The sequence below is a fragment of the Microbacterium sp. WHRI 7836 genome, from assembly GCF_040223885.2.
GTDB classification, from domain to species: Bacteria; Actinomycetota; Actinomycetes; order Actinomycetales; family Microbacteriaceae; genus Microbacterium; species Microbacterium oxydans.
The window spans coordinates 2,398,215-2,423,848 of sequence record NZ_CP168171.1; the positions used below are offsets into that span (position 1 = coordinate 2,398,215).

Genomic DNA, 25,634 nt, shown 5'->3' on the forward strand with positions numbered 1-25,634 from the left:
CACACCGAGAGGGCGCATGGGTCGGGAACTCCCCCGAACCATGCGCCCTCTCGCATGCACGGGCGACGACGTCAGGCGCGATCCTCGCCGCCCCCTTGCACTCTCCTGGCGGTTCCGCTCCCCGTCGTACGCAACAGCGCTCCGGGAACCTGCGGCGGATACACCCAGGCCACCAGGACGACCGAGATGATCATCAGCAGGAACCACGAGCTCAGCTTGCTCAGCGAGACCGGTTGCCACCCTCCGGCCTGATCCGGATAGGCCCACGCGCCCGCCCAGGTGCCGATGTTCTCGGCGAGATAGATGAACACCGCCACACCCGCGAAGACGGCCAGCAGGGGAAGGCGGATCGTACGCCGCCAGACGCGCGCGTGCATCACGGTCGGCAGCCACAGCAGCACCACTCCGACGAGCAGCACCCACCGCGCATCCCACCACCAGTGGTGCGTGAAGAAGTTGACGTAGATCGCCCCGGCGAGGATCGCCGTCATCCAGCGTCGCGGATACCGCGTGAACCCGAGATCGAACAGCCGGTAGACGCGGACCATGTACGACCCGACCGCCGCGTACATGAAGCCGCTGAACAGCGGGACCCCGCCTATTCGGAGGATCCCGTCTGCGGCATACGCCCACGAACCCACATCGGTCTTGAACAGCTCCATCACGGTGCCGGTGATGTGGAACAGGACGATGACCCACAGCTCACGGCCGCTCTCCAAGCGGAAGACGAGCATCGCGATCTGGATCAGCACCGCAGCGATCGTCAGCGCGTCGTTGCGGGCCAGCGCCGCGTCGTCGGGATACCACAGGCGCGCGGCGACGATGAGGACCAGGAGCGCTCCACCGAAGATGCACGCCCACGCCTGCTTGACCACGAACACCGAGAACTCGATGAGGCCGGCGCGGACACCGTTCGACGGGGCGTCACGGAGGAGCCGGTGAGCCCACGCGTCGACGCGCCGCTCCAGGGAAGTCGCTCGCTGCATGCCTCGGACGGTATCGGTCCGGTTCGACAGCCCGCAGGGAAGTCGCCGACAGAACGCCGAGGGTCAGGGAAAACGCGGGGTGATGCCGGTGCCTCGTGCTATGAGCCTGGACACCATCTCCTCGGAGGTCGTGTTCTCGCCAGGGCGGTTCGGTTTGCCGGTGCCGTGATAGTCGCTCGATCCGGTGACGATGAGGTCGTGCTTCGCGGCGATCTCACGCAGCACCCGCTTGCCCGACTCCGTGTTCTCCCGATGCTCGACCTCGAATCCGCCGAGCCCCGCGGCGATGAGTCGCTCGATGAACGGCACGGGCATCATGCGGTCGCGACCCGCCGTCACGGGGTGGGCGATGATCGCCACTCCCCCCGCGTCCGTGATCAGACGCACCGCCGTCAGCGGATCGGGCGCGTAGTGCGGCTCGTAGTAGCCCTCGCGAGGGTGCAGGATGCCGTCGAAGGCCTCCGTCCGGTCCCGCACGATGCCGCGCGCGATGAGGGCGTCGGCGATGTGCGGGCGCCCCACGGTGGCATCCCGCGTTGTCTGCGCGACCACGTCGTCCCACTGCAGGTCGTAGTCCCGCCCGATGTTGCGCACGATGCGCTCGGCCCGGCCGATCCGATCGCCGCGGATGCGATCGGTCTCCGCACGCAGCGCCTCGTCCTCCGGGTCGAAGAGGTACCCGAGCACGTGGACGCTCCGCCACTCGTGCTTCGCGGAGAGCTCCATCCCCGGGATGAACGTCATACCGAGCTCGACAGCCGCATCTCCGGCCTCGCTCCACCCCGTGGTGCGGTCGTGATCGGTCAGCGCCAGAGTACGCACCCCGTGCGCATGCGCCTGGGCCACCACCTGGGCCGGCGACTCCGTGCCATCGGAATGGTTGGAGTGCAGGTGCAGGTCGGCGGGACCGGCGAACCCGGGGGACGAAGTGGCCATCCTCCGAGCGTACCGAGCATCCGCGGCCCCAGGCCCGCTCAGGCGCGCCCCATCCCGCTCAGGCTCGGCACGGATGTCGAGGCAGGGACTTCCCAGGCGGCGCTCCTAGGCTGGAGGGGATGTTTCGTCTCCTGGGGATCCTCTTCACCGTGCTTCTCGCGATCGCGACGGCGATCGTGGTGTGGCCGCAGTTCTTCCGTCTGGAACAGACGTACCCGTTCGCGCAGCTGGTATCGGCGCGCGGTCTCGTACTCGGCGGATTCCTCGTCGTCGCGGCCCTGGCGCTCCTCCTCCTGTTCGCCCGCCCACTGAGGGGGTTCGCCGCATCGATCCTCATCGTGGCGCTGCTCGGCGCGGGTGCGACCGCGGCCATCGGAGCCGTGCGCGGCTTCGGATCATCCGCGCTCCCGGAGAAGACCGACGGCAGTGTGCGCGTGCTCACCTGGAACACCGCGGGCGAGGCCGTCTCCGCGGAGGTGATCGCGCAGCGGATCCTCGATCAGGGAGCCGACATCGTCGCGCTCCCTGAGACGACCGAGGCCGTCGGCGAGCGCATCGCCATCATGCTGCGCGAGCAGGGACATCCGATGTGGGTGCATCACGTGCAGTTCCGACCGGATGTGCAGGACGGCCCGCAGTCCTGGCACACCACCGTGCTCGTCGCTCCGGACCTCGGCGAGTATTCTGTGATCGAATCGGCCAAGGACGGCACGAGCAACACCGGCTCCGTTCCCAGCGTCGTGCTCATGCCGACCGATGGGACCGGCCCCACGATCGTCGCGGTGCACGCGGTGGCCCCGCGTATGGAGGAGATGCAGCAGTGGCGGAGCGATCTGCAGTGGATCGCCGATCAGTGCCCGCAGGGTGACTTCATCCTCGCCGGCGACTTCAACGCCACCGTCGATCACATGGCTCCGCTCGGAGTTGAGGGCGGCGACATCGGATACTGCCGCGATGTGGCCGCCCGCGCCGGGAACGGACTCACGGGCACGTGGCCGAGCTCGCTGCCCGCCCTCGCCGGTGCACCCATCGATCATGTGATGGCGTCGCAGAACTGGTCGCCGAGCGGTTCCGTCGTGCTCGACGATGCCGGCGGAAGCGACCACCGCGCCCTCGTCGTGCAGCTCGAGCCCGCCGGCTGAGTCCCACGCCGGCCCACCAGGTGACAGACTGGAGGGATGAGCACAGGAGAGCGCGACACGATCGCAGAGCCCACCGTCGAAGCGTCTGCCGAGAACGGCACGACGAACCGCAAGCAGCCGTTCCCGCAGGGCTTCCTCGACACCATCTCCACCGGCTGGGCCGAGCGTCCGGAGACGCTCCCTGCCCCGCGTGCGCAGGCCTCATACGCAGCCATCCGCCGCGCCGCCGTCTCCGCCGCGTTCCCCGGCAAGCGTCTGGTGATCCCGGCAGGCTCGCTCAAGCAGCGCAGCAACGACACCGACTACGTCTTCCGGGCGCATTCCGCCTTCGCGCACCTGACGGGGTGGGCTTCCGACGCCGAGCCCGACTCCGTCCTCGTCTTCGCGCCGACCGAGAACGGTCACGACATCACGCTCTTCTTCCGCGAGCGTGCCGACCGCACCACCACGGAGTTCTACGCCGACGCGACGGTCGGCGAGTTCTGGATCGGACCGCGACCCTCCCTCGCCGGCGTCGCCGCCGACCTCCAGATCACGACGGCGCACCTCGACGAGCTCGAGGCGGTCGAGGGCGAGCTCGTGCTCGACGAGGACGAGGCGCTCACCCGTTTCGTCTCCGAGCTGCGTCTCATCAAGGACGAGTTCGAGATCGCAGAGATGCGCCGCGCGGTCGAGATCACGGCGAACGGCTTCGACGACATCATCCGTGAGCTCCCCGCTGCGACGGCGCACGCCCGCGGCGAACGCGTCGTGGAGGGTGTCTTCCACCGCCGCGCACGCGAGGACGGGAACGGCGAGGGGTACGACACGATCGCCGCATCGGGGCCGCACGCCTGCTACCTCCACTGGACCCGCAACGACGGGACCGTGGTTCCCGGTGATCTGATCCTGGTGGACGCCGGCGTCGAGGCGGACAGCCTGTATACCGCCGACATCACCCGCACCCTGCCGGTCTCCGGCACGTTCACCGAGGTGCAGCGCCGCGTCTACGAGACGGTCCGCGAAGCAGCGGATGCCGCGTTCGCCGCTGCCAAGGTCGGGGTGCGCTTCCGCGATGTGCACGGTGCCGCGATGAAGGTCATCGCCGAGCGCACGGCCGAGTGGGGTCTGCTCCCCGTCACAGCGGAAGAGGCTCTGGACGCCGACAAGGGCGGTCAGCACCGGCGCTACATGGTGCACGGCACCTCGCACCACCTCGGAATCGACGTGCACGATTGCGCGCAGGCCCGCCGCGAGATGTACTACGACGGCATCCTCGCACCGGGCATGGTGTTCACGATCGAGCCGGGGCTGTACTTCCAGATCGACGATCTCACCGTGCCCGCCGAGCTCCGCGGCATCGGCGTGCGCATCGAGGACGACATCGTGATGACCGAGGACGGTCCGGTGAACCTCTCGGCCGGCATCCCGCGCACGGCCGACGAGGTCGAGGCGTGGATCGCACGCCTGCAGAGCTGACCTCGTCGGATGCATGAAGGGGAACTCGCGCTCGACACGGCGGCGGCGGCACGCCTGATCGCCCGGCGGTTCCCCGAACTGCGCGGAGAGCCGGTGCGAGCCGTGCCTCTCACGGGGACCGTGAACAGGATCATCCGCGTGGGCGGGGAACACGTCGCCCGGTTCCCGCTACTCGGGGCGACGGAGACCGAGCTCGCGGGCGAGGCCGCCGCTCTCGACGAGTTCGCCGCCGCCAGTCCCTACCCCGCGCCGCGACCGTACGGGATCGCCGCGCCGTCGCCGGAGTTCCCCTCGGCCTGGGCGATGCAGACCTGGGTCGAGGGCGAGACGGCGGACCCTGCGCGCTCCGCCGCCGCCCCGGCGTTGGCGCGCGACCTGGCCTCGCTGATCCTGGCACTGCGCGCCGTCGACCTCCGCGGACGCACCTTCGACGGCAACGGTCGCGGCGGTCGCCTCGGCGATCACGACGAGTGGGTCGCGCACTGCCTCGCCAGGAGCGCGCACCTGTTCGATGCGCCACGCGCCGAGAGGCTCTGGGGCGCGCTGCGGGAGCTCCCGTCTCCCATCGCGGAGGTGATGAGCCACAGAGACCTCACCCCGTTCAATCTCCTGGTCGCCGAGCGTGCGGATGAGACGCGACTGGCCGGCGTGCTCGACGGCGGAAGCTTCGGACCCGCCGATCCTGCCCTCGACCTCGTCGCGGCCTGGCATCTCTTCGACGCACCGACACGGCGCATCCTCCGTGACGACGTCGGCGCGGACGACGTCGAATGGCACCGGGGCGCGGCATGGGCGCTCCAGCAGGCGCTCGGGCTCGGCTGGTACTACGAGGCCTCGAACCCGATCATGAGCGCACTGGGCATCTCGACGGTGCGACGTCTGCTGGCCGATGCAGGTCTCTCCGCGCTCATCGACTGACCGCTCTCAGCCGGACCGGCGAGCGCGGACGAACTCCGCGACGATCGGCGCGAGTGACGCTCCGATCTGCTCCGCCGGGCGCTTCCGCCCCTTGACCTCGAAGGTGTGCCCGCCGCCATCGACCCAGACGACGCGCGCATCCCGACAGCTCGCGACCGCTTCCTCGAACTGCGAGAGGGGCTGGATGAACGGATCGTTGGTCCCCTCGACGAAGAGCTGCGGCACCGTGATGTCCGGCAGATGCTCGATGCGCGGCTTCTCGGGCCGCCCCGGCGGATGAAGCGGGTAGCCGAGGTAGGCGAGCCCGTCGACACGCAGCCCTTCTGCGACCGCCATCGACGCCATCCGCCCGCCGTACGACTTCCCCGTCGCCCAGACGGTCGCCGCGGGGTCGGCCGAGCGGGCGAAGGCCACGACGGCGTTCCAGGTGGCGATCGTATGCGGGGCGGGACCGGGCATGCGTCGTCCCTGCTCGACGTAGGGGAAGTTGAACCGCAGAGTCGAGAAGCCGCTCTCGCTCAGCGCATCGACGTAGCCCGTCAAGAACGGATGGTCCTTGCCCGTCCCGGCGCCGTGCGCGACGATCACCGTCGCGCCGTTGTCGCCGGGGGCCCAGTCGGCGGACACCGCCGCGGGTCCGGTCGGCAACTCGACCTGGATCTCGACCATCAGGCGGCGGAAACCGGCACCGACGTCATGCCCGCTCGCCCTGGACTCCGTCGGAGTCCGGGCGGGGATCAGGAGCGGGATCGGGAGTGTGCTCCGGCTCCACCGGCTCCGCCACCGGATCTGCCGGGCGCGGCGGGATGACGGGTTCCTCGGGCGCAGGGGCGGGCTCGGGCGCCGGCGTGGCTTCCGGCACCGTCGCCCCAGGAGTGATCCGCTCGCCGTAGCGGGGCGGTTCATCGAGGTTGACGGGGGGACGCACCGGTGCGACCTTGTTGGCCCCGAGCACCTGACGGGCCTTGCCCAGCGAGGAGGAGAGCACCGTGACCTCGTAGTGATCGGCGGCGAACTGCGTGACACTGGCGAAGTCTCGGCGACGACGCACGATCGCATAGGTGATGAGGCTCAGGAGCATTCCGACCGCGACGCCGATGAGCACGAAGCCCAGGAAGAGCTGGATCGGCACCTCGGGGTTGCCCAGCACGAGGATCGCGGCGAGGAAGAGACCGATCAGCACGCCGTTGATCGCGCCGGAGCGCGCTGCGGCGGCATAGCCGAGCTTGCCGGTCACCCGCTCGACCGTGCGCACGCTCTGTCCGACGATGGCGATGTCGCGCGCGGGCACCTCCCCCGCGATCAGCTTCGAGACCGTCTTCTGCGCGCTCTCGTAGTCGCGCATCGACGCGACGATCTCGCCGGTGTCTGTGCCGCTCGCGGGCCGGTTCAGCATGCTCATCCGGCTATTCTTCCACGCGCACCGATGGACGGCCCGAGGCGCGGCCATCCCGCCGGAGACCTGAGCCGCCGACTACTCTGGAGAGGTGAGCACACAACGGGTATTCGCCGCGCGCCTCGCCGGGTGCGCCGTCTTCGATCCCGTCGGCGACCGGCTCGGCAAGGTCCGGGATGTCGTCGTCGTGTATCGAAGTACCGCGGCACCCCGCGTCATCGGCCTGGTCGTGGAGATCCCGGGGCGACGACACGTGTTCCTCTCGATCGGACGCGTCACCTCGATCCGCTCCGGCCAGGTGATCACCACGGGCCTGATCAACGTGCGCCGCTTCTCCCCCCGCGCCGGTGAGGTCCGCGTGCTGGCGGAGATGCTCGGGCGACGGGTGAGCTTCGTCGACGGCAGCGGCACCGCCGTGATCGAGGACATCGCGATCGAGCCCAACCGGCTCGGCGAGTGGGCGATCAGCCAGCTGTTCCTCCGCCGACCCAAGACCAGCGCCTCTCCCTTCGCGAAGGGCCCGACGACCTTCGCCGCCTGGAGCGAGGTGACGGAGCAGCGCGCTCCCGGCGAGTCGCAGTCGGCGGAGCAGCTCGTCGCCTCGTACTCCGAGCTGCATGCGGCCGACCTCGCCAACACCCTCCTCGATCTCCCGCAGCAGCGCATGATCGAGGTCGCGGAGGAGCTCTCCGACGACCGCCTCGCGGATGCCCTCGAGGAGATGCCCGAAGACGAGCAGGTGCACATCCTCGATCGCCTGGGAGACGAGCGCGCGGCCGACATCCTCGACCAGATGGAGCCGGACGACGCGGCCGACCTCCTCGCGCAGCTGGCACCGGACCGTCTGGAGCAGCTCCTCGAGCTCATGGAGCCGGAGGAGGCCGAAGACGTCAGGATGCTGCTGCGCTACGGCCCGGACACGGCCGGCGGTCTGATGACCCCGGAACCGATCATCCTGTCCGCCGATGCCACCGTGGCCGAAGCGCTCGCGCTGATCCGCCGCCACGAGCTGCATCCGGCCCTGGCCGCCGCGGTGTTCGTGACGCTCCCCCCGTTCGAGACGCCGACGGGGCGCCTGCTGGGGCTCGTGCACTTCCAGCGGATGCTGCGCTACCCGCCGCATGAACGGCTCGGCGCGATCCTCGACGACAGTCTCGAACCCGTGCCCGTCACCGCCTCCGCCGCCGAGGTGGCACGCCTCCTGGCCAGCTACGACCTGGTGTCGCTCCCGGTGATCGACGCGGCGCACCGCCTGGTCGGAGCGATCAGCATCGACGACGTGCTCGACTACCTGCTGCCCGACGACTGGCGCTCGCACGACAATGACGACGCCGCCGCTCCGGCGAAGGAGGTGCGCTGATGCCCCGCTCCCCCCGCCTCGACGCGCCAGGGCGCACGACCACTCGCCCCAGGGCGACCTCACGCGACCGCTTCGGCCGTTTCACGGAGTGGGTCGCGCGGGCGATGGGGACGCCGGCGTTCCTCCTGATCCTCACCCTGTTCTGCGTGCTGTGGATCGTGTGGAACACCCTGATGCCGGACGAGTTGCGCTTCGACGACGCCGCGCTCGGGTTCACGGCTCTGACGCTCATGCTCTCGCTGCAGGCCTCCTATGCGGCACCCCTCATCCTGCTCGCGCAGAACCGTCAGGACGACCGCGACAGGGTGCAGATCGAACAGGACCGCCAGCGTGCAGAGCGCAACCTCGCCGACACCGAGTACCTCGCCCGCGAGATCGTGGCGCTGCGGATGTCGCTCGAGGAGCGCAATTCGCAGGTCGTGACGCGCGACGTGCTCCGTCAGGAGCTCAAGGCTCTTCTCGCCGAGCTCGAAGAGTCTCCTGAGAAGACCCGATCCGGCTCCGCATCGTGACGGCGGTGGAGCGCGTCCGATCCGCCGTCGCCGCTGTGACGGATCCCGAGCTGCGTCGTCCCATCGGCGATCTCGACATGGTCCGCGACATCTCGGTGGAGGGTGATCGCGCACACGTCGGCATCGTCCTGACGATCGTGGGCTGCCCCGCCGCTTCCAGGATCGAGACGGATGTGCGCGAGGCTGCAGCGTCCGTTCCCGGTATCGCCGAGGTCGAGGTCGAGGTCGGCGTGATGACTCCGACCGAGCGGAAGGCGCTCACGGAGAAGCTCCGCGCGGGCAGGCCGGCACGGCACATGCCGTTCGGCCCCGACTCCCTCACCCGCGTGATCCTCGTATCCAGCGGCAAGGGCGGCGTGGGCAAGTCGACGGTCACGGCCAACCTCGCGGTCGCCCTCGCCGCGCAGGGTCTCTCCGTCGGGCTCGTCGACGCCGATGTGCACGGCTTCTCGATCCCTGGACTGCTCGGCATCCCGGCAGGCACGCAGCCGACGCGCATCGACGACCTCATGCTCCCCCCTGTCGCACACGGCGTGAAGACGATCTCCATCGGGATGTTCCTCCGCGACGGCGAATCCGTCGTCGCGTGGCGCGGTCCGATGCTGCACCGCACGGTGTCGCAGTTCCTCACCGACGTGTTCTTCGGCGACCTCGATGTGCTGCTGATCGACATGCCACCGGGAACGGGCGACATCGCTATCTCGATCGGCCAGCTCCTCCCCCATGCGGAGGTGCTCGTGGTCACGACGCCGCAGACCGCCGCCGCCGACGTCGCCATCCGCAGCGGACTCGTCGCCCGGCAGACGGGCCAGCGCGTCATCGGCGTCATCGAGAACATGGCGGCGTACACCCTCCCCGACGGCACTGTCGTCGACCTGTTCGGCTCCGGAGGCGGCGCGGCCGTCGCCGAAGCACTCTCCGAACCGGAAGCCGCGGTCCCGCTGCTGGCATCCATCCCGCTGAGCCCCGCCCTGCGCGAAGGCGGAGACACCGGACGGCCGATCGTCTCCGACGACACGGACGATGCCGCAGCCGTGACCATCCGCGGCCTCGCGAGCGCGCTCGCGCACCGGGGCAGGGGTCTCTCCGGCCGATCCCTGCCCATGTCGATCCGCTAGGGATTGGGAGGATGCTCGGATGCCTGCACGTTCCCTGACCGTCGACGAGAGCCTGCTGCGACGGATGGCACGCGACGCCGCGATCTACTCGCTGACCCGTCCTGCGGCCATCGTCATGTGGGTCGCACTCGCGGCGGCGCTCGTCTTCAGCGTCGTCAACCTCACCGCGCCGGTGGCTCCGGGGGAAGAGGGACCTTACGGGGCAGGCTGGATGCCCGTGCTCATCGTCGCGCTCGCAGGTTTCGCCGTGTTCATGTCGGTGTCGGGGGCGCGCACCGCCGTGCGGATCGCGATGCCCGTCGGGACACGCGTGTGGGTGTCACTGGAAGACGAGGGTCTGCAGATGGGAAGCGGGCGACGTCGCTCCGACATCGCGTACCGCACGTTCCAGAGGATGCACGTGGGAAGGGACGCGGTGCTGTTGAAGCTGCGCGACACCTCGGCCGCGACCGCGATACCCCGCGAGCTGCTGACGGACGACGACATCGCCGCTCTCCGCTCCCGGATCTCCTAGCCCTCTCCCGCGGACCCCTGACGTCGCAACCTGATCAGGTCGCCTCGGGATCGAACGGCGGGCGGTTGGTCGCGCTGAACTCCTGCGGGACCGCGCGCGTGGGGGCGATGGAGCCTGCGACCGGCTCCGCGATCGTCGCTGTGGCCTGCATCGGGGTCGCCGGCTGCGGCTCTTCCATGAGGGCATCGCGGATGATCCGACGCGGGTCGTACTGGCGGGGATCGAGCTTGCGCCAGTCGACGTCGTCGATCTCGGGGCCCATCTCCTCGCGCACCCTCGACTTGGTCGCACGAAGGTACTCGCCGGCCTTGCGGACCATGCGGGAGAAGCTCTCCGCTGCGCGCGGGAGACGCTCGGGGCCGATGATCAGAACCGCGATGAGGCCGATCAGCAACAGCTTCTCGAAGGTGAGCCCGAACGTCATCTCTACAGGCTACCGCCGCGCCTGCGGTCCCCGCACTCGCGGACCGAATACGCTGGAGAAGATCACAGGCAGGCAGGGAGATACAGGCCATGAGCGAGCATGACGCGAACGCGCGTTTTCTGCGCGAGTCCATCGTGGAACCCGACGCCATCGCTCGCGCCCGTGCGCACGCGCTCGAGCTCGGGGCCATGCCCGTCAGCGCGTCCGTCGGCTCTCAGATCGCTGTGCTCGCCGCCGCGACCGGCGCCAGGTCGATCGTCGAGATCGGCACGGGTGCCGGTGTCTCCGGACTCTGGCTGCTCCGCGGCGCGCCCCAGGCCGTGCTCACCTCGATCGACAACGAACCGGAGCACCTCGCCGCCGCGCGGCAGGCCTTCTCCGACGCGAAGATCCCCTCCACGAGAGCACGTTTCATCACGGGGCGTGCGATCGACGTGCTCCCGCGCATGAACGAGAACTCCTACGACATCGTGCTGGTCGACGCCGACCCCGAGCACGTCATCGAGTACGTCGAGCACGGTCTGCGTCTCGCACGCACCGGTGGCCTCGTGCTCGTGCCGCGTGTCCTGGCGGGCGGCCGCGTCGCCGACCCGGTGCAGCGCGACGAGATCACGGCCGCCTACCGATCCCTCGTGCAGGAGACGCAGGAGTCTTCGGCCGTGCTCGCGACGCTCTCCCCCGCGGGCGAAGGCCTGCTGCAGCTGATCAGCCTCGCAGAGCGCGGCTGATCGCACGGATTCCCGATGGAGGCGGCGCCGACCACGCAGGTGCCGACCCAGGAAGAAGGGCGGTGGTTCCGAGGAACCACCGCCCTTTCGGATCCGCTGACGCGGATCCCTGGTCGATCAGGCCGGTGCCACGACGGCGCCAAGCACGTCGTGAAGCTCCTTGGCCTCGGCGTCGTTCACGGAGACGACCAGGCGGCCGCCGCCTTCGAGTGGAACGCGCACGATGATGAGTCGTCCTTCCTTCACGGCTTCCATAGGCCCGTCTCCGGTCCTCGGCTTCATCGCTGCCATCGTGGCTCCCTTTCCTCCGGTGGTATGGGATGAGTTTATCGGGTGTCACCGGGACCTGGAGGTCACGGAGCAACAATTGGGTCGAGCTCCACGGTCACGGGACCTGCCAGAACGTGTTCCCGAGCCCATACACGTGATATATCCAGACCCATTGACCGACCAGACATGCCGCCAGGACGCCGAGACGCCAGAGCCGAGACCGCGGCACGGCGACCGCGCCCCACAACGGACTGAGCGGGAGCAGCAGGCGGAAGGTGCTCGACTGGGGGAAGAAGACGGCGAGCAGGTAGAGCAGATAGCTCGCGCTCCAGAGGCGAAGATCGACGCCGAGCGCCCGTACCTGCGGTGAGAGCAGGAGCACTGCGGCGGCACCTGCCACGATGAGCACCAGGGCGATGGGCCCCCACCACTGCGGCACGCCCCAGAGATCGAACCAGAACTGCGACGCCTGGATCCACCCCTCGAAAGGGATGAACCCTTCGACGCCGCCGGTGATCCAGTGCTGACGCCAGGCGAGCTCGGTCGCGAGATACGCCCCCGCATCCCCTGTCGCGATGCCGGCGATCACCTGCCAGGCGAATCCGCAGACGGTCGCGAGCGTCCCGAGCGCGAGGATGTGTGCGATCTCCCTCCCCGCCAACGGATCGTCGCGGCGACGGACCCAGCGCACCACCCCGTGTAATCCCAGATAGAGCGCGAAGGCGAGGACGCCGGGGCGGGTGAAGGCCATCGCCGGGATGAGCAGATACAGCCAGGCGTACTTCCGCCGCGCCGTCATGTCGAGGGCGAGGAAGAGCAGCAGGAGGAACAGCGTCTCGGCGTATCCCACCTGGAACATCGCCGCGATCGGGCCGGCCGCGAAGAAGACCACTGCCCACAGCGCAGCGGAATCACCGATGCGCTCGCGCAGCAGCCGGTGCAGCACGAGGCACGCCAGGTATCCGGCCCCGAGAGAGAGGAGGAGGGCGCCTGCTCCCCAGGAACCGAGCACGAGACCGATCCCCTTGGCCGCATATGCGAACACCGGCATGAAGGCCCAGGCATTCTCGGCGACGTCGCCCGCATCCGTGAGCGGCAGCTCTGTCGGGTACCCGTCCTCGGCGACGAGCCAGTACCACTGCGCGTCCCAGCCGAGCACGAAATCGATCAGGCCTGCCCCGGCGCCGAAGCGCGAGGAGGAGGTCGACAGCGATGCGGCGATGATGAGGAACACCGTCGTCACGACCCGCGCCCCGAGGTAGATCAGCGCGACGCGCAGCGCGATCGGCGCCTTCGCCCAACGGCGCGCTGCGCTCAGTGCGAGGTGAGCCATGCGCGCAGGCCCCGCTCCACGGCGTCGATCTGCGCGAGCGGCACGCGCTCCTCATCGTGGTGGGCCAGGTGCGGGTCGCCGGGGCCGTAGTTGACGGCGGGGATCCCCAGAGCGGAGAAGCGGGCGACATCCGTCCAGCCGTACTTCGGCCGCGGCTCCGCACCGACGGCGGCGACGAACTGCTTCGCGATCTCCGCGTCGAGGCCGGGACGCGCACCCTCGGCGGCGTCGGTGATCTCGACGTCGAACCCCGCGAGGACTCCGCGCAGATGTGTCTCGGCCTCCGCCGCGGACTTGCTCGGCGCGAAGCGGTAGTTGACCTCGACCTCGCAGGCATCGGGGATGACGTTCCCCGCGACGCCACCTGCGATGCGCACGGCGCTCAGACTCTCGCGGTACAGCAGCCCCTCGACCGGCACCTCCCTGGCCCGGTACTCGGCGAGCCGGGTGAGGATCGGCGCGGCACGATGGATCGCGTTCTCCCCGATCCATGCCCTCGCGCTGTGCGCCCGGACGCCCGACGTGCGCACGATCGCCCGCATCGTGCCGTTGCATCCGCCCTCGACCTCGCCGTTGGAGGGCTCACCGAGGATCGCGAAGTCGGCCTCGAACAGGTCGGGGCGGACGGCGGCGAGCAGCCCGAGGCCGTTCTTCGACGCCTCGACCTCCTCGTTGTCGTACCACATCCAGGTGATGTCGATCGCGGGTTCGACCAGCTCCGCAGCGAGCTTCAGCTGCACCGCGGTCCCTGCCTTCATGTCGACGGTCCCACGACCCCAGAGGTACGGCACACCGTCGATCTCGATGTCGCGGGTGGGGAGGTTCGCATTGATGGGCACCGTGTCGATGTGCCCGGCGATCGCGACGCGCTGCGCGCGACCGAGATCCGTGCGCGCGATGACGGTGTTGCCGTGGCGGAAGACCTGCAGGTGCCCCAGCGGCGTGACGGCCGCCTCGATGGCGTCGGCGAGCGTCTTCTCGTCTCCGGAGACGCTGGGGATATCGCAGATCGCACGGGTGAGGTCGACGGAGGACGCGGTCAGATCGAGCACCATGGGTCAAGACTACTTACCCGTCATGCGTGCAGTCACCGCGCTGCGGGCGCGATAGCGTGGAGGGATGAGCGACGCGCGCACGGTATGGGGTATCGGACTGACCACGATCGCCGGAGACGGCACCGTCCTGGATGCGTGGTACCCCGAGGTGCGGACCGGAACCGCGGAGGCGGATGAGGCCGCCGTCACCGCGCTCGCGGATCTCACCGGAGCCGACCAGCGACGCAACGTCACGGTGGAAGTCGTGCAGCTGCAGATCGACCTCGACGCCGCACCGGCTTCGACCGCGGACGCCTATCTTCGTCTGCACGCGCTCTCCCACCTGGTGGTGCGCCCCAACGATGTGAACCTCGACGGCGTCTTCGCTCATCTCCCGAACGTCGCCTGGACCAACGCGGGACCCGTCCTGCCCTCGGACGCCGCCCGCCTGCGTCCGCTCCTCCAGCGGTCGGGGATCCAGGTCCAGGGTCTGGACAAGTTCCCCCGTCTCACGGACTACGTGCAGCCGACCGGTGTCCGCATCGCGGATGCTTCCCGCGTGCGCCTCGGCGCATACCTCTCCCCCGGCACCACTGTCATGCACGAGGGTTTCGTCAACTTCAACGCCGGGACGCTCGGCGCGTCGATGGTGGAGGGCCGCATCTCCCAGGGGGTCGTCGTCGGCGACGGCAGCGACATCGGCGGGGGCGCCTCCATCATGGGCACGCTCTCGGGCGGAGGGACGCACCGCGTCGCGATCGGCGCGCGCACGCTGCTGGGCGCCAACGCCGGCATCGGCATCTCCCTCGGTGACGACTGCGTCGTCGAAGCAGGCCTCTATGTGACGGCCGGCACGAAGATCGTCCTGGTCGACGGCCCCGTGACCGCCGATGGCGGGCGGAGGACGGTGAAGGGCGGAGAGCTCTCCGGTCAGGACGGACTGCTGTTCCGCCGCAACTCGCTCAGCGGTGCCGTCGAGGCCGTCCGCCGCGCCGGCGTCGGGGTGACGCTGAACGAGGCCCTGCACGCCTGAGAACCCCGGGCGGCGGGTGTCAGTGCACGCAGGTGGCCTCGGCGACCCGCGCAGGAGCCGACATGCAGCCGAGCTCATGCATGCACTGGTAGACTGACTCCGTTGCGTGTACCGCCGGTACCCAACATCGTCGTCGTCACGGGGTCTCCGAGGACCGAAGCGAGCGGAACCGCTCCCACCACCAGCACGAGCTGGCCTTTCGAACGGCGAACCGATGCGCGATTCCGCGCCGTCGCCCACCTCACCCCCTATCTCGCGCCGTTCATTCGTGCGCTGACGGAGTTTCTGCATGTCTGCTTTCCTTGAACTCGGCGTTCCCGCCGAGCTCGCCGCCGTTCTCGCCGACTCGGGTAAGACCGAGGCGTTCGCCATCCAGCGCGACACGCTGCCCGACTCTCTCGCCGGACGCGACCTCCTGGGTCGCGGACGCACCGGCAGCGGCAAGACCATCGCCTTCGCGCTCCCCCTCGTCGCCCGCCTCGCCGCCTCCGGCGGTCAGCGCCGCGCCGGCCTGCCGCGTGGTCTCGTCCTCGCCCCCACCCGTGAGCTCGCGACTCAGATCGCCGCGACGATCACTCCTCTCGCCGAGGCCGCCGGCCTTCGCGTCACGACCGTCTTCGGCGGCGTCAGCCAGCGCCCGCAGGAGCAGGCACTGCGCGGCGGTGTCGACATCGTCGTGGCCTGCCCCGGCCGCCTGGAAGACCTCATGAAGCAGCAGGTCCTCCGTCTCAGCGCGATCGAGGTCACCGTGCTCGACGAAGCCGACCACATGGCCGACCTCGGCTTCCTCCCCGGCGTCACCCGCATCCTCACGGCCACGCCTGCCGGCGGACAGCGCCTGCTGTTCAGCGCGACGCTGGACCGCGGTATCGACACCCTGGCGCGCCGCTTCCTCTCGAACGCGGTCAGCCACGAGGTCGATGAGGAGAGCGTTCCCGTCGGCGAGATGACGCACCGCGTGCTGGTCGTCGACTCCACCGACAACAAGACCGTTCTCGTGCGCGAGCTCGCCTCCGGCACCGGTCGGCGCATCCTCTTCACGCGCACCAAGCACCAGGCGAAGAAGCTGGCGAAGCAGCTCACCGCCGCGGGGATCCCCGCCGTCGACCTGCACGGCAACCTCTCGCAGAACGCGCGCGAGCGCAACCTCGGTGCGTTCTCGACCGCCCCTGAGGACGGCGGCGTGCGGGTGCTCGTCGCGACCGACGTCGCCGCGCGCGGCGTCCACGTCGACAACGTCGACCTCGTCGTCCACGTCGACCCGCCGGTCGAGCACAAGGCATACCTGCACCGTTCCGGCCGCACAGCCCGCGCCGGTGCTGCCGGAACCGTCGTCACGGTCGTGCTCCCTGAGCAGCGCCGCGACGTCAAGGATCTTCTGCGCAAGGCCGCCATCACGGCGCCGCTCGAGGACGTCACCGCCGCTGCGGTCGCCGAGCTCGTCCCCGAGCGCGCGCCGCACGTGCGCCCGGCACCGGTGCAGGCACCGCAGCAGCAGCAGCGTCAGTCCTCGAAGCAGCGTCCGGCCGGCGGCGAGAGGAACAGCGCGGCCAACCCGCCGTCGCGTCGCCGTCGTCGCCCCCGTCCCGGCGCAGGCCAGGGTGGCGGGTACTCCACGCAGAGCGGTCAGTCCCGCCAGGGCGGTCGCGGCTCGCAGGGTCGCTGACCCCGCTGCACGGCGAAGAAGAAAGCGCCCTTTCCGCTACGGCGGGAGGGGCGCTTTCTCGTCACGCGCTCAGCGCGTGGGGAACTGACGTTCCGGCGATCCCGTGTACAGCTGCTGCGGACGACCGATCTTCGTCTGGGGGTCGAGCTGCAGCTCGCGCCACTGGGCCAGCCAACCGGGCAGACGACCGATCGCGAACAGAACGGTGAACATGCGCGTGGGGAAGCCCATCGCCTTGTAGATGACGCCGGTGTAGAAGTCGACGTTCGGGTACAGGCGACGCTCCCGGAAGTAGTCGTCGGCCAGCGCCAGCTCTTCGAGCTCCTTGGCGAGGTCGAGGAGCGGATCGGTGACGCCCAGCGACGAGAGCACCTCGTCGGCCGCGTCCTTGACGAGCTTGGCACGGGGGTCGTAGTTCTTGTAGACCCGGTGCCCGAAGCCCATCAGCTTCACGCCCTCTTCCTTGTTCTTCACCCGCTCGACGAAGCGCGAGACGCTCTGCCCGGAGTCGCGGATCTGACCGAGCATGGTCAGCACGGCCTCGTTCGCCCCGCCGTGGAGCGGACCGGAGAGAGCCTGGATACCGGCGGACACGGATGCGAACTGGTTGGCTCCGGTCGAACCGACCAGGCGGACCGTGGACGTCGACGCGTTCTGCTCGTGGTCTTCGTGCAGGATGAGGAGCAGCTCGAGAGCCTTCGACATCACCGGGTTGACCTCGTACTCCTCGCTGTGAACGCCGAAGTTGAGCTTCAGGAAGTTGTCCACGAAGCTCAGGGAGTTGTCGGGGTACAGGAAGGCCTGGCCGACGCTCTTCTTGTGCGCGTAGGCCGCGATCACGGGGAGCTTCGCGAGCATGCGCACCATGTTCAGCTCGACGTGCTCCGGGTTGTGCGGGTCGGTCTGACCCTCGTAGTAGGTCGAGAGCGCCGCGACCGCCGAGGACAGCACCGACATCGGGTGCGCCGTGTGCGGAAGCGCCGAGAAGAAGCGCTTGAGGTCTTCGTGCAGGAGGGTGTGCCGGCGGATCTTCTCGTCGAACTCCGCCAGCTCGGAGGCGGAGGGCAGGTCGCCGTAGATGAGGAGCCACGCGACCTCGAGGTAGCTCGTCGAACCCGCGAGCTGCTCGATCGGATATCCGCGGTACCGCAGGATGCCCTTGTCGCCGTCGATGTACGTGATCTCCGACTTCGTCGACGCCGTGTTGACGAAACCGTAGTCCAGGCCGGTGTAGCCCGTCTGCCGCGTCAACGTCGAGAAATCGATGCTGTCGTGCCCCGCCGTGCCGCGCAGCACCGGGAATTCAGCGGTCGTGTCGCCGATCGTCAGCTTCGCCGTCTGGTCTGCCGCTGCACTCACGCGGACCTCCTCGTAGTGTCCGCCCCCGCTCGTCGCGGTGGGTTCGAACAAGATCTTGATCAAGCCTGAACTGGCGATCTCACGGCGCTCAGGCGCCAGGTCGGGTCACGACCGAATCGCCTTTACAGCCTAGTAGTCGCACAGGCCTACTGTGACATCCGCCAAAGGGACGCCCCCTCCGAGGAGGGAATCTACATATCGGCCACAGTGAGACGGCGCGCGGCCTCGGCCACATGAGCCGTCGATGCGGTGAGGGCCAGGCGGACATGCTGCCCGGATTCACCGCCGTAGAACGGACCCGGACCGGCGAGGATGCCCAGATCGGCCAGCCGTCCCATCGATTCCCAGGAGTCCCGCCCCTCGGTCGCCCAGAGGTACAGCCCGGCCTCCGAACCGTCGATGCGGAAGCCTGCGGCCTCCAGCGCGGGACGCAGGGCATCGCGGCGGGTGCGGTAGAGAGCCTTCTGGACGGCGACGTGCGCGTCGTCCGCGAGCGCCACCGCCATCGCGTGCTGCACCGGTGCCGGGGGCATCAGCCCGAGATGCTTGCGGCCAGTGAGAAGCTCGCCGACGACACGAGCGCACCCGGCCACGAACGCCGCACGGTAGCCGGCGAGGTTCGACTGCTTGCTCAGCGAGTAGACACTGAGCAGGTTCGCACGACTTCCGCCCGTCACCCGCGGGTCGAGGACCGACGGGATCGACTCGGTCGCCCAGACGCCGTCCCAGCCCAGCTCGGCATAGCACTCGTCGCTCGCGAGCACGGCACCGAGCTCACGAGCACGACGCACGGCAGCGGCGAGCTCATCGACGGTCCAGGTGCGTCCGTCCGGGTTGCCCGGGGTGTTGATCCAGATGAGCTTGGTGCCCTCCGGCCAGTCGGCGGGATCGTCCGCGGGAAGGGGCGTCGCTCCAGCGACGCGGGCGCCGACCTCATAGGTCGGGTAGGCCACGCGCGGGTGGACGACGATGTCTCCGGCCCCCAGGCCGAGCAGTGTGGGCAGCAGCGCGACGAGTTCCTTGGATCCGATCGTCGGGAGCACGTTGTCGACCCGGAGGTCGGGCACTCCCCTGCGCCGGGCGTACCACTCGACGATCGCCTCCCGCAGGGTGGGCGTGCCCACCGTCTGCGGATAGGCATGCGCATCCGTGGCCTCGGCCAGGGCGCGGCGGATGATGTCGGGGGTGGGGTCGACCGGAGAACCGACCGAGAGGTCGATCAGTCCGTCCGGGTGCTGCTGCGCGCGCTCACGGAACGGGACGACGGCATCCCACGGATAGTCGGCGAGATCGCGGACGCTCACGGAGCCAGCGCCTACTCGCCCTGAGGCGGCAGAGCCGCGACGATCGGGTGATCGAACGAGTAGACACCCACCTTGGCGGCGCCACCGGGCGACCCGATCTCGTCGAAGAACTCGACGTTGGCCTTGTAGTAGTCCTGCCACTCATCGGGCAGGTCGTCTTCGTAGTAGATCGCCTCGACGGGACACACGGGCTCGCAGGCGCCGCAGTCCACGCATTCGTCCGGGTGGATGTAGAGCGAGCGTTCGCCCTCGTAGATGCAGTCAACGGGGCACTCGTCGATGCAGGCGCGATCCTTGACATCGACGCACGGGAGGGCGATCACATACGTCACCCCCTCAGTCTACGACTCGCGCGGCTCGGGTTCCTGCGCGGCAGGCGCCTCCGTGCGCACCGGGAGGCGTCGGACGGAGGGCCAGGCGACGACGAGCAGGACGATTCCGGCGACCAGATAGGTCCAGATCTGCCCGAGGAACGAGGCGGGCACGACGACGGATCCGCCCGGCCCCTCCCCGGAGATCAGCACCAGCATGCCGATCATCCCGAGTCCGGCCGCGACAGCGGCGCCCCTGTCATGCGTGAGGGTTCGGACGGCGATGAGGATGGCAGCGCACGCGATGGCCGCGATGATCATGCCGATGGGGATGGGGCCCCACATCACACTGTGACTGATGGTGCCGGCGACGCCGTAGACACCGCCGACGAGGGCGGCAGCGATCCACGACAACACTCTCGACACCCAGCTCACGCGCACCTGTCGATCTTACCGACGAGCCTCCACCGGACGGGATCGGGGAGGTGGGTCATGCGGCGAACCCGAACAGACGCAACAGGGCTGCGACCGCCGCCGCCGCGACGACGACCACCAGGAAGGACTGCCGCAGCCACAGGAGGCCGCCGGCGACCAGCAGCGCGGGCACGCGAGCATCGACCGTGATCGCCTGACCGTCGCCGAGGGTCTGCACGGCCACGAGAGCCGCGAGCAGACCCACTGTCAGCAGATCGGAGATGCGGGCGGTGCGCGGCGCCTCCAGCACCCGAGGGGGCACCAGGTATCCGGCCGCCTTGAGGGCGAGGCAGATCAGGGCGGCGAGGAGGATCGCACTCCACACGGTCACGAGGCCGCCCCCGCACCCCGGTCCGCTCCACCGTCGGTCGAGGCCGCGGGACGACCCCACCAGTCGAACCAGCCGACGGCGATCGCGACGACCGCAGCCACCAGAACCGGAAGGCCCGGCATCAGGAACGGCGTGAAGGCCGCGGCGACGACAGCCGCGGCGACGCCGACCGCGACGGCCTGCCGCTGCCGGAGCCGAGGCCAGAGGAGAGCGAGGAACGCCGCGGCTGCGGCCGCATCCAGTCCCCACGTCCTGGGGTCGCCGAGCACGTCGCCCACGAGCGCCCCGACGAGGGTGGTGATGTTCCACCCGACGAAGATGCCGATCCCGGTCACCCAGAAGCCGACCTGCCGCAGCCGAGGATCACCCTGCGAGATCGCCACGGCCGTCGACTCGTCGATCGTGAAGTGCGCAGCTGCGGCCTTGCGAGCCGGTCCGCCCCCGATGATGGGTGACATCCGCATGGCGTAGGCGACGTTGCGGACGCCGAGGAGCGCAGCCGAGGCGATCGCGGAAGGCAGTGCCGACAATCCCCCAGCGGTGAAGACGCCGACGAAGGCGAACTGGGACCCCCCGGTGAACATCAGCAGACTCAGCACACAGGTCTGCCAGACGTCGAGCCCCGACGCCACGGCGAGCGCGCCGAAAGAGACCCCGTACGCACTGGTCGCCAGCACCACGCCGAGTGCCTCACGCCGGACCTCACGCTCCGCGGTCATCGCGCCGCCCAAGAGCTGCCGTTCGCTTCGGTGAACACATGGTCATAATTCTGAACACGTTCTGCGGCATAGTCAAGCGAACGATCGTTTGACATGATGAACGTATGGAGGAACTTCGTACGCGCATCGCCCGCACCCTGCGTCGGGAACGTGAGGCGGCGAGCCTGTCGGTGTCCGAACTCGCTCGACGGGCCGGGGTCTCCAAAGCGACGGTGTCCCAGCTCGAGAGCGGCTCGGGCAACCCCAGCGTCGAGACGCTGTGGGCCCTCGGCGTCGCACTGGGTGTGCCCTTCGCCGTGCTCGTCGACCAGCAGTCCAACGCACCGAAGCTGATCCGCGCAGACGATTTGTCCGGGGTGCCGTCCTCCGCTGCCGCCTACAGCGCGACCCTGCTGTCTGCGAGCCCGCCCGGCGCACGCCGCGACGTCTACCTGATCCAGGCGGAGCCGGGGGACGCTCGTCGATCGGACCCCCATCACCCCGGGACGATCGAGCACGTGGTCCTGATGGCCGGCCAGGCGCGGATCGGCCCGGCGGAGAATCCCGTCCTCCTCGACCCGGGCGACTACCTGACCTACGCCGGGGATGCGCCCCACGTCTTCGAGGCGACCGCGGCGGGCACCAGAGCCGTGCTCATCTCGGAGCTGCGCTGAGCCTCACTCCCCTCCCGAGACCGGCGACGGATCGGGGATCTCGTGCGGCCGATACTGCGGCAGCCGGGAAGCGGGAAGGATCGCGAGCGCGCTGATCCCCGCCAGCAGAAGGAGCCCGAGCTTGAGAGTGCCCAGGCGCGACTCCTCGTTCACCACCACCGCGGCGTCGATCTGCTCGGGCGTCGCGTCCGTCGCCTCGAGCGCGGCGCGCAGATCGTCGTTGCTGATGAAGTTGATGTTGTCCATGTCGACCTGGGCGACGAGTGACGGCGGCAGCTCGGGATGCTCGACGACCGCACGACCGACGCTGAGGCCGAGGAGGGACACCAGCAGCGCTCCGGCCAGCGCGGTGCCCACCGCCGAAGCGAGGTTCTGCGTGGTGCCTCGCAGCGACCCCACATCCCCCGCGAGCTCGGCCGGAGCCGCCGTCACCAACACGTTGAACACCAGGGTCACCAGCGCCCCCTGCCCGATGCCGAAGACGATCAGGCCCAGGATCGTCGGGAGCGTCTCCCAGTTGTTGTTGACCACGAACGACAGCCACACCAGGGCCGCCGTGGTGAGGATGAACCCGACGACGCCGATCGTGCGCGGTGGGAACCGCTTGTACAGCCGCACCACGAGGGTGGCGGTGACGAAGACCGTCAAGTTGAACGGCATCATGGCCATCGAGGTGTCGAACGGCGTCCTCCCCTGCACGATCTGGATGTAGAGCGGGATCGTGAAGTTCACGCACGCTTCCAGCGCCACCACGATGAACATCGCGTACACGGCGGCGCGCTCGCGAGAGGATCCGAGGACGCTCAGGTCGATCAGGGGCACCTTTCCCTCCGCCATCCGCTTCCTCGTCCACAGGAAGAACGCCTGGCCGAGCACGAGGCCGACCACGATGAACACGGGGGCCGGCGAGAGGCCGAGCACCGAGAAGGGGGCATCGGCCGTCGCCGCCACGGCACCCCACGAGTTCAGGTTGTTGAACCCGAGGGTCAGCAGCACGATCGCCGCGCCGATGAGCAGCGAGGCGACGAGGTCGATGCGGATCGACGCGTCGCCGCGATCCCCCCGCAGGGTGAAGCTCAGGGCGAACACCACCACGGCTATGCCGAGCACGATGAAGAACATCGGTCGCCAGCCCACCAACGTGCCCAGCGTCCCTCCGATCAGGAAGGCGCTGACGCCCGAGATCGCGCGCGCCGAACCGATGGCGCCGATGGCGGTCGCCTGCTGAGGCCCCCGGTAGTTCTCGGCGATGAGAGCGACGATCGACGGCACGATGATCGCGGCAGCCGCCCCGGCCACGGCCTGCCCCGCGATGGCCCACCACACGGTGGGAGCGAGGATCATCATGATCGACGAACCGGCGAACAACGCGATCACGATCCGGAAGATCACGACCCAGCCGATCCGCTGCCCGAGCTTCGCGCCGGTCATCACGAGCGCCGCGACGGCGAGGCCGTACATGACGATGGTCGTGCTCGCGACCGTCGGCGGCACTCCGAACTCGCTCACCATGCCCCCGAGCGAGATCGGCAGCGCGGCGACGTTGAACGACATCAGCACCTGCGCGAGGAAGAGGCTGACCATCGGCAGCCACGAGGTCTTGATCGGGGTCTGCGGTGCGGGGATCTGGGTCATGACAGCTCCAGGGGTGCGGAGGGCGAGGCGGGAGAAGACGCAGGATGGGGGACGGCCGACGAGGCGAACAGGTTCAGCCCGAGCGCCCGCGACAGGTAGCCGATGGCCATCTGCGAGCGGACGGAGTTGCCCGCCTCGTCAAGTCGAGGAGAGAACCCCGCGACGGCGCCCTTTCCCGGCGCGATCGCGACGATGCCTCCCGCGACTCCGGACTTCGCGGGGAGTCCGATCTCGAACAGCCAGTCGCCGGAGCGTTCGTAGAGGCCCGTCGATGCGACGACCGCGAGCGTGTCGCGGCACACGTCCGCCGAGACGATCCGCTCGCCCGTGACGGGGTTCACTCCCCCGTCGGCGAGTGTGGCGCCCATGACCGCGAGGTCGTGAGCCGTGACCCCGAGCGCGCACTGGCGCGTGTACACATCGACCACCTCGTCCGGATCACCCGCGAGTCGCCCGTAGCTGCGCAGTAGGCGTCCGAGAGCACGGTTGCGGTCGTTGGTCGCGGCCTCCGAGGCGTACACGACGCCGTCGAGGCTCAGCGGCCGGCCGGCGAACGCCGAGAGCCCCTCCCGCATCCGCTCCCACTGCTCCACGGGTGTCGCACCGGGCATGAGCGCTGTCGTGGCGATCGCCCCCGCGTTGACCATGGGGTTCATCGGGTGGCCGTCGTTGAGCTCCAGCGCCATCACGGAGTTGAAGGCCAGGCCGGTGTTGTTCACCCCGACGACTTCGCGCACGCGCTCATGGCCGTGCTCCTGGATGGCCAGGGCGTACACGAACATCTTCGAGATCGACTGGATCGAGAACGGATGCAACGCATCACCGGCGTCGTGCAGCCCGCCGCCGACCTCGATCACCGCCAGACCGAACAGCTCCGGATCGACCTCCGCGAGCACCGGGATGTAGTCCGCGACGCTCCCGCGGCGCTCGTCGGCGTAGCGGGCGTGAGCATCGCGCACCACCTCCTCGACGCGGTCCCACCCCGGCAGCGCGCCGGTGGACGCCTCCTGCGGGACGCCGTGCCATGCTGCGGGGTCGAGCACATCTCCTCCTCGGATCCGTGACGTCCCCCAGCCGTCAGAGTCACCGTAGCGCTCGACGACCGCCTTCACCTAGAGCATGTGCAGCGTTGCGGAGGGGATCAGTACCAGTTCATCGCCTGGGAGTGCGACCATGCGCTGCAGGGAGTGCCGTACACCGACGAGATGTACCCGAGACCCCACGCGACCTGCGTGGCCGCGTTCGTCTGCCAGTCGGAGCCGGCGGAGGCCATCTTGCTTCCGGGGAGCGCCTGCGGGATGCCGGTGGCACCGCTGGGGTTGTACGCCTTGTAGTTCCAGCCGGACTCCTTGTTCCACAGGGAGTTCAGGCAGGAGAACTGGTCACCGCCCCATCCGTACGTGCTCGACATGATCTGCTGTGCGGCCGCCTTCGCCCCCTCGGGAGTGTTCGCTGCAGCCAGCGCGGCTGCGGCCTGCTGTTCCGCGGCGGCCTGGGCCGCCGCCTGCTCCGCTGCGACCCGCGCTGCCTCCTCCTCGGCCTGCTTCTGCTGGGCGGCGGTCAGCGCCCCGCGCAGCTCCGCGGTGTCGGCGACCACGCTCGCGGTCTCATCCTGCGCCTTGTCGGCGAGGACGCCTACGAGCAGCACCGGCGTCACCTCGGTGTCATCGAGCTTCTCGATGTCGCTTTCGAGATCGGAGGTGTCGACGGAAGTCACTGCTCCCACATCGAGGCCGGCGGCGGCGACCTCAGCGCTCAGGGTCTCGGCTGCGGTGACCGCGTCCTTCGCCTGTGCCAGAGTGGCGGAGGCATCCTCCGCGATCTCTGCCAGCGGCTGAGCGCCCGCCAGTGCGGGTGCGGTGACGGCCGCAGCAGGGCTCATGGCTCCCACCGCGGGGGTGGAGGCCAGACCGACGCTCAGCGTGATGCCGACCAGCGTCGCCGATGCGACGCCGAGGATGGTCATGGGACGGTGGGCCGCGTTACGGGCTGATGCCGCCGCGGAGGCGCGCCGAAGCGC

28 protein-coding genes are annotated in these 25,634 nt (G+C 69.4%); 11 read left to right on the forward strand and 17 right to left on the reverse strand.

Going from position 1 to position 25,634, the window contains the following annotated elements; genetic code table 11:
* Positions 1 to 71: 71 nt before the first annotated feature.
* Positions 72 to 986 (reverse strand): DUF817 domain-containing protein, encoded by a 915-nt coding sequence (locus tag ABRP18_RS11440; protein WP_349884672.1) that lies wholly within the window; start codon positions 984 to 986, stop codon positions 72 to 74.
* A gap of 63 nt (positions 987 to 1,049) precedes the next feature.
* Positions 1,050 to 1,922 (reverse strand): PHP domain-containing protein, encoded by an 873-nt coding sequence (locus tag ABRP18_RS11445; protein WP_058631834.1) that lies wholly within the window; start codon positions 1,920 to 1,922, stop codon positions 1,050 to 1,052.
* Between the two features lie 119 nt (positions 1,923 to 2,041).
* Between ABRP18_RS11445 and ABRP18_RS11450 the strand changes: the two genes are divergently transcribed.
* From ABRP18_RS11450 to ABRP18_RS11460, 3 genes are read left to right on the forward strand one after another with little or no spacing between them, the layout of a single operon-like run.
* Positions 2,042 to 3,064, forward strand: a complete 1,023-nt coding sequence (locus ABRP18_RS11450) for an endonuclease/exonuclease/phosphatase family protein (RefSeq protein ID WP_349884673.1) — start codon at positions 2,042 to 2,044, stop codon at positions 3,062 to 3,064.
* A gap of 36 nt (positions 3,065 to 3,100) precedes the next feature.
* Positions 3,101 to 4,522 (forward strand): aminopeptidase P family protein, encoded by a 1,422-nt coding sequence (locus tag ABRP18_RS11455; RefSeq protein WP_058631832.1) that lies wholly within the window; start codon positions 3,101 to 3,103, stop codon positions 4,520 to 4,522.
* Positions 4,523 to 4,531: 9 nt separating this feature from the next.
* A complete protein-coding gene (locus ABRP18_RS11460; protein ID WP_179515916.1) occupies positions 4,532 to 5,440 on the forward strand; it encodes a phosphotransferase in 909 nt (302 codons plus the stop codon).
* Positions 5,441 to 5,446: 6 nt separating this feature from the next.
* On the opposite strand, the gene ABRP18_RS11465 is transcribed toward ABRP18_RS11460, so the two are convergent.
* Both ABRP18_RS11465 and ABRP18_RS11470 read right to left on the reverse strand, forming a co-directional pair.
* On the reverse strand, positions 5,447 to 6,109 hold the full coding sequence (locus ABRP18_RS11465; RefSeq protein ID WP_349884674.1) for an alpha/beta family hydrolase: 663 nt from the start codon (positions 6,107 to 6,109) through the stop codon (positions 5,447 to 5,449).
* 25 nt (positions 6,110 to 6,134) lie between these two features.
* Positions 6,135 to 6,842 carry a general stress protein gene (locus ABRP18_RS11470; protein WP_193761652.1) on the reverse strand — a complete coding sequence of 236 codons (708 nt, stop codon included), beginning with the start codon at positions 6,840 to 6,842 and terminating at the stop codon, positions 6,135 to 6,137.
* Between the two features lie 85 nt (positions 6,843 to 6,927).
* Between ABRP18_RS11470 and ABRP18_RS11475 the strand changes: the two genes are divergently transcribed.
* Genes ABRP18_RS11475 through ABRP18_RS11490 form a run of 4 tightly spaced genes read left to right on the forward strand, consistent with a single transcriptional unit; the run spans position 6,928 to position 10,340 of the window.
* Positions 6,928 to 8,196, forward strand: coding sequence for a magnesium transporter MgtE N-terminal domain-containing protein (locus tag ABRP18_RS11475; RefSeq protein WP_046749559.1), 1,269 nt, complete (start codon positions 6,928 to 6,930; stop codon positions 8,194 to 8,196).
* The gene (locus tag ABRP18_RS11480; protein ID WP_045263089.1) at positions 8,196 to 8,708 is read left to right on the forward strand and encodes a DUF1003 domain-containing protein; all 513 of its coding nucleotides are present in this window, start codon (positions 8,196 to 8,198) and stop codon (positions 8,706 to 8,708) included. Before ABRP18_RS11475 ends, ABRP18_RS11480 begins: the two co-directional genes overlap by 1 nt.
* Entirely contained in the window at positions 8,705 to 9,826 is a 1,122-nt protein-coding gene (locus ABRP18_RS11485; RefSeq protein ID WP_349884675.1) for an Mrp/NBP35 family ATP-binding protein, read from the forward strand. Before ABRP18_RS11480 ends, ABRP18_RS11485 begins: the two co-directional genes overlap by 4 nt.
* A 19-nt stretch (positions 9,827 to 9,845) precedes the next feature.
* On the forward strand, positions 9,846 to 10,340 hold the full coding sequence (locus ABRP18_RS11490) for a YcxB family protein (protein ID WP_046749561.1): 495 nt from the start codon (positions 9,846 to 9,848) through the stop codon (positions 10,338 to 10,340).
* A gap of 34 nt (positions 10,341 to 10,374) precedes the next feature.
* Here ABRP18_RS11490 and ABRP18_RS11495 read toward each other — a convergent pair whose 3' ends face one another.
* Positions 10,375 to 10,764: a twin-arginine translocase TatA/TatE family subunit gene (locus tag ABRP18_RS11495; protein ID WP_061018124.1), complete on the reverse strand. Its 390-nt coding sequence runs from the start codon at positions 10,762 to 10,764 to the stop codon at positions 10,375 to 10,377.
* Between the two features lie 89 nt (positions 10,765 to 10,853).
* Here ABRP18_RS11495 and ABRP18_RS11500 point away from each other — a divergent pair, with 89 nt between their 5' ends.
* Positions 10,854 to 11,492: an O-methyltransferase gene (locus ABRP18_RS11500; RefSeq protein ID WP_058633170.1), complete on the forward strand. Its 639-nt coding sequence runs from the start codon at positions 10,854 to 10,856 to the stop codon at positions 11,490 to 11,492.
* A gap of 117 nt (positions 11,493 to 11,609) precedes the next feature.
* Here the strand turns inward: ABRP18_RS11500 and ABRP18_RS11505 are convergent, their stop codons facing one another.
* From ABRP18_RS11505 to dapE, 3 genes are all read right to left on the reverse strand, one after another.
* Positions 11,610 to 11,783: a DUF3117 domain-containing protein gene (locus tag ABRP18_RS11505; protein ID WP_071328210.1), complete on the reverse strand. Its 174-nt coding sequence runs from the start codon at positions 11,781 to 11,783 to the stop codon at positions 11,610 to 11,612.
* A gap of 94 nt (positions 11,784 to 11,877) precedes the next feature.
* A complete protein-coding gene (locus ABRP18_RS11510) occupies positions 11,878 to 13,095 on the reverse strand; it encodes a hypothetical protein (RefSeq protein WP_349884676.1) in 1,218 nt (405 codons plus the stop codon).
* Positions 13,077 to 14,150, reverse strand: coding sequence for a succinyl-diaminopimelate desuccinylase (gene dapE / locus ABRP18_RS11515; protein ID WP_046749565.1), 1,074 nt, complete (start codon positions 14,148 to 14,150; stop codon positions 13,077 to 13,079). Before dapE ends, ABRP18_RS11510 begins: the two co-directional genes overlap by 19 nt.
* A 64-nt stretch (positions 14,151 to 14,214) precedes the next feature.
* Here dapE and dapD point away from each other — a divergent pair, with 64 nt between their 5' ends.
* Complete coding sequence (gene dapD / locus ABRP18_RS11520) at positions 14,215 to 15,162, forward strand: 2,3,4,5-tetrahydropyridine-2,6-dicarboxylate N-succinyltransferase (RefSeq protein WP_058633172.1); 948 nt, start codon at positions 14,215 to 14,217, stop codon at positions 15,160 to 15,162.
* Between the two features lie 289 nt (positions 15,163 to 15,451).
* Positions 15,452 to 16,828, forward strand: a complete 1,377-nt coding sequence (locus ABRP18_RS11525; protein WP_349884677.1) for a DEAD/DEAH box helicase — start codon at positions 15,452 to 15,454, stop codon at positions 16,826 to 16,828.
* Positions 16,829 to 16,897: 69 nt separating this feature from the next.
* Here ABRP18_RS11525 and ABRP18_RS11530 read toward each other — a convergent pair whose 3' ends face one another.
* From ABRP18_RS11530 to ABRP18_RS11555, 6 genes are all read right to left on the reverse strand, one after another.
* A complete protein-coding gene (locus ABRP18_RS11530; protein WP_179515913.1) occupies positions 16,898 to 18,187 on the reverse strand; it encodes a citrate synthase in 1,290 nt (429 codons plus the stop codon).
* A gap of 191 nt (positions 18,188 to 18,378) precedes the next feature.
* A complete protein-coding gene (gene dapC, locus ABRP18_RS11535) occupies positions 18,379 to 19,491 on the reverse strand; it encodes a succinyldiaminopimelate transaminase (RefSeq protein WP_349884678.1) in 1,113 nt (370 codons plus the stop codon).
* A gap of 11 nt (positions 19,492 to 19,502) precedes the next feature.
* Positions 19,503 to 19,823: a ferredoxin gene (fdxA, locus tag ABRP18_RS11540; protein WP_045263079.1), complete on the reverse strand. Its 321-nt coding sequence runs from the start codon at positions 19,821 to 19,823 to the stop codon at positions 19,503 to 19,505.
* Between the two features lie 9 nt (positions 19,824 to 19,832).
* Positions 19,833 to 20,243 carry a hypothetical protein gene (locus ABRP18_RS11545; protein WP_046749569.1) on the reverse strand — a complete coding sequence of 137 codons (411 nt, stop codon included), beginning with the start codon at positions 20,241 to 20,243 and terminating at the stop codon, positions 19,833 to 19,835.
* A gap of 49 nt (positions 20,244 to 20,292) precedes the next feature.
* Positions 20,293 to 20,607, reverse strand: coding sequence for an AzlD domain-containing protein (locus tag ABRP18_RS11550; RefSeq protein WP_061018845.1), 315 nt, complete (start codon positions 20,605 to 20,607; stop codon positions 20,293 to 20,295).
* Positions 20,604 to 21,326, reverse strand: coding sequence for an AzlC family ABC transporter permease (locus tag ABRP18_RS11555; protein ID WP_349884679.1), 723 nt, complete (start codon positions 21,324 to 21,326; stop codon positions 20,604 to 20,606). Before ABRP18_RS11555 ends, ABRP18_RS11550 begins: the two co-directional genes overlap by 4 nt.
* Before the next feature lie 104 nt (positions 21,327 to 21,430).
* Between ABRP18_RS11555 and ABRP18_RS11560 the strand changes: the two genes are divergently transcribed.
* Positions 21,431 to 21,979 carry a helix-turn-helix domain-containing protein gene (locus tag ABRP18_RS11560; protein ID WP_058633176.1) on the forward strand — a complete coding sequence of 183 codons (549 nt, stop codon included), beginning with the start codon at positions 21,431 to 21,433 and terminating at the stop codon, positions 21,977 to 21,979.
* Positions 21,980 to 21,982: 3 nt separating this feature from the next.
* Here ABRP18_RS11560 and ABRP18_RS11565 read toward each other — a convergent pair whose 3' ends face one another.
* The 3 genes from ABRP18_RS11565 to ABRP18_RS11575 all read right to left on the reverse strand — a co-directional run bounded on the left by ABRP18_RS11565 (position 21,983) and on the right by ABRP18_RS11575 (position 25,580).
* Positions 21,983 to 23,614 (reverse strand): MFS transporter, encoded by a 1,632-nt coding sequence (locus tag ABRP18_RS11565; RefSeq protein ID WP_349884680.1) that lies wholly within the window; start codon positions 23,612 to 23,614, stop codon positions 21,983 to 21,985.
* Positions 23,611 to 24,657 carry a glutaminase A gene (gene glsA, locus ABRP18_RS11570; RefSeq protein WP_193761647.1) on the reverse strand — a complete coding sequence of 349 codons (1,047 nt, stop codon included), beginning with the start codon at positions 24,655 to 24,657 and terminating at the stop codon, positions 23,611 to 23,613. The genes ABRP18_RS11565 and glsA overlap by 4 nt, the downstream gene beginning before the upstream one ends.
* A 98-nt stretch (positions 24,658 to 24,755) precedes the next feature.
* Positions 24,756 to 25,580, reverse strand: a complete 825-nt coding sequence (locus ABRP18_RS11575) for a hypothetical protein (RefSeq protein WP_046749838.1) — start codon at positions 25,578 to 25,580, stop codon at positions 24,756 to 24,758.
* Positions 25,581 to 25,634: the final 54 nt, after the last annotated feature.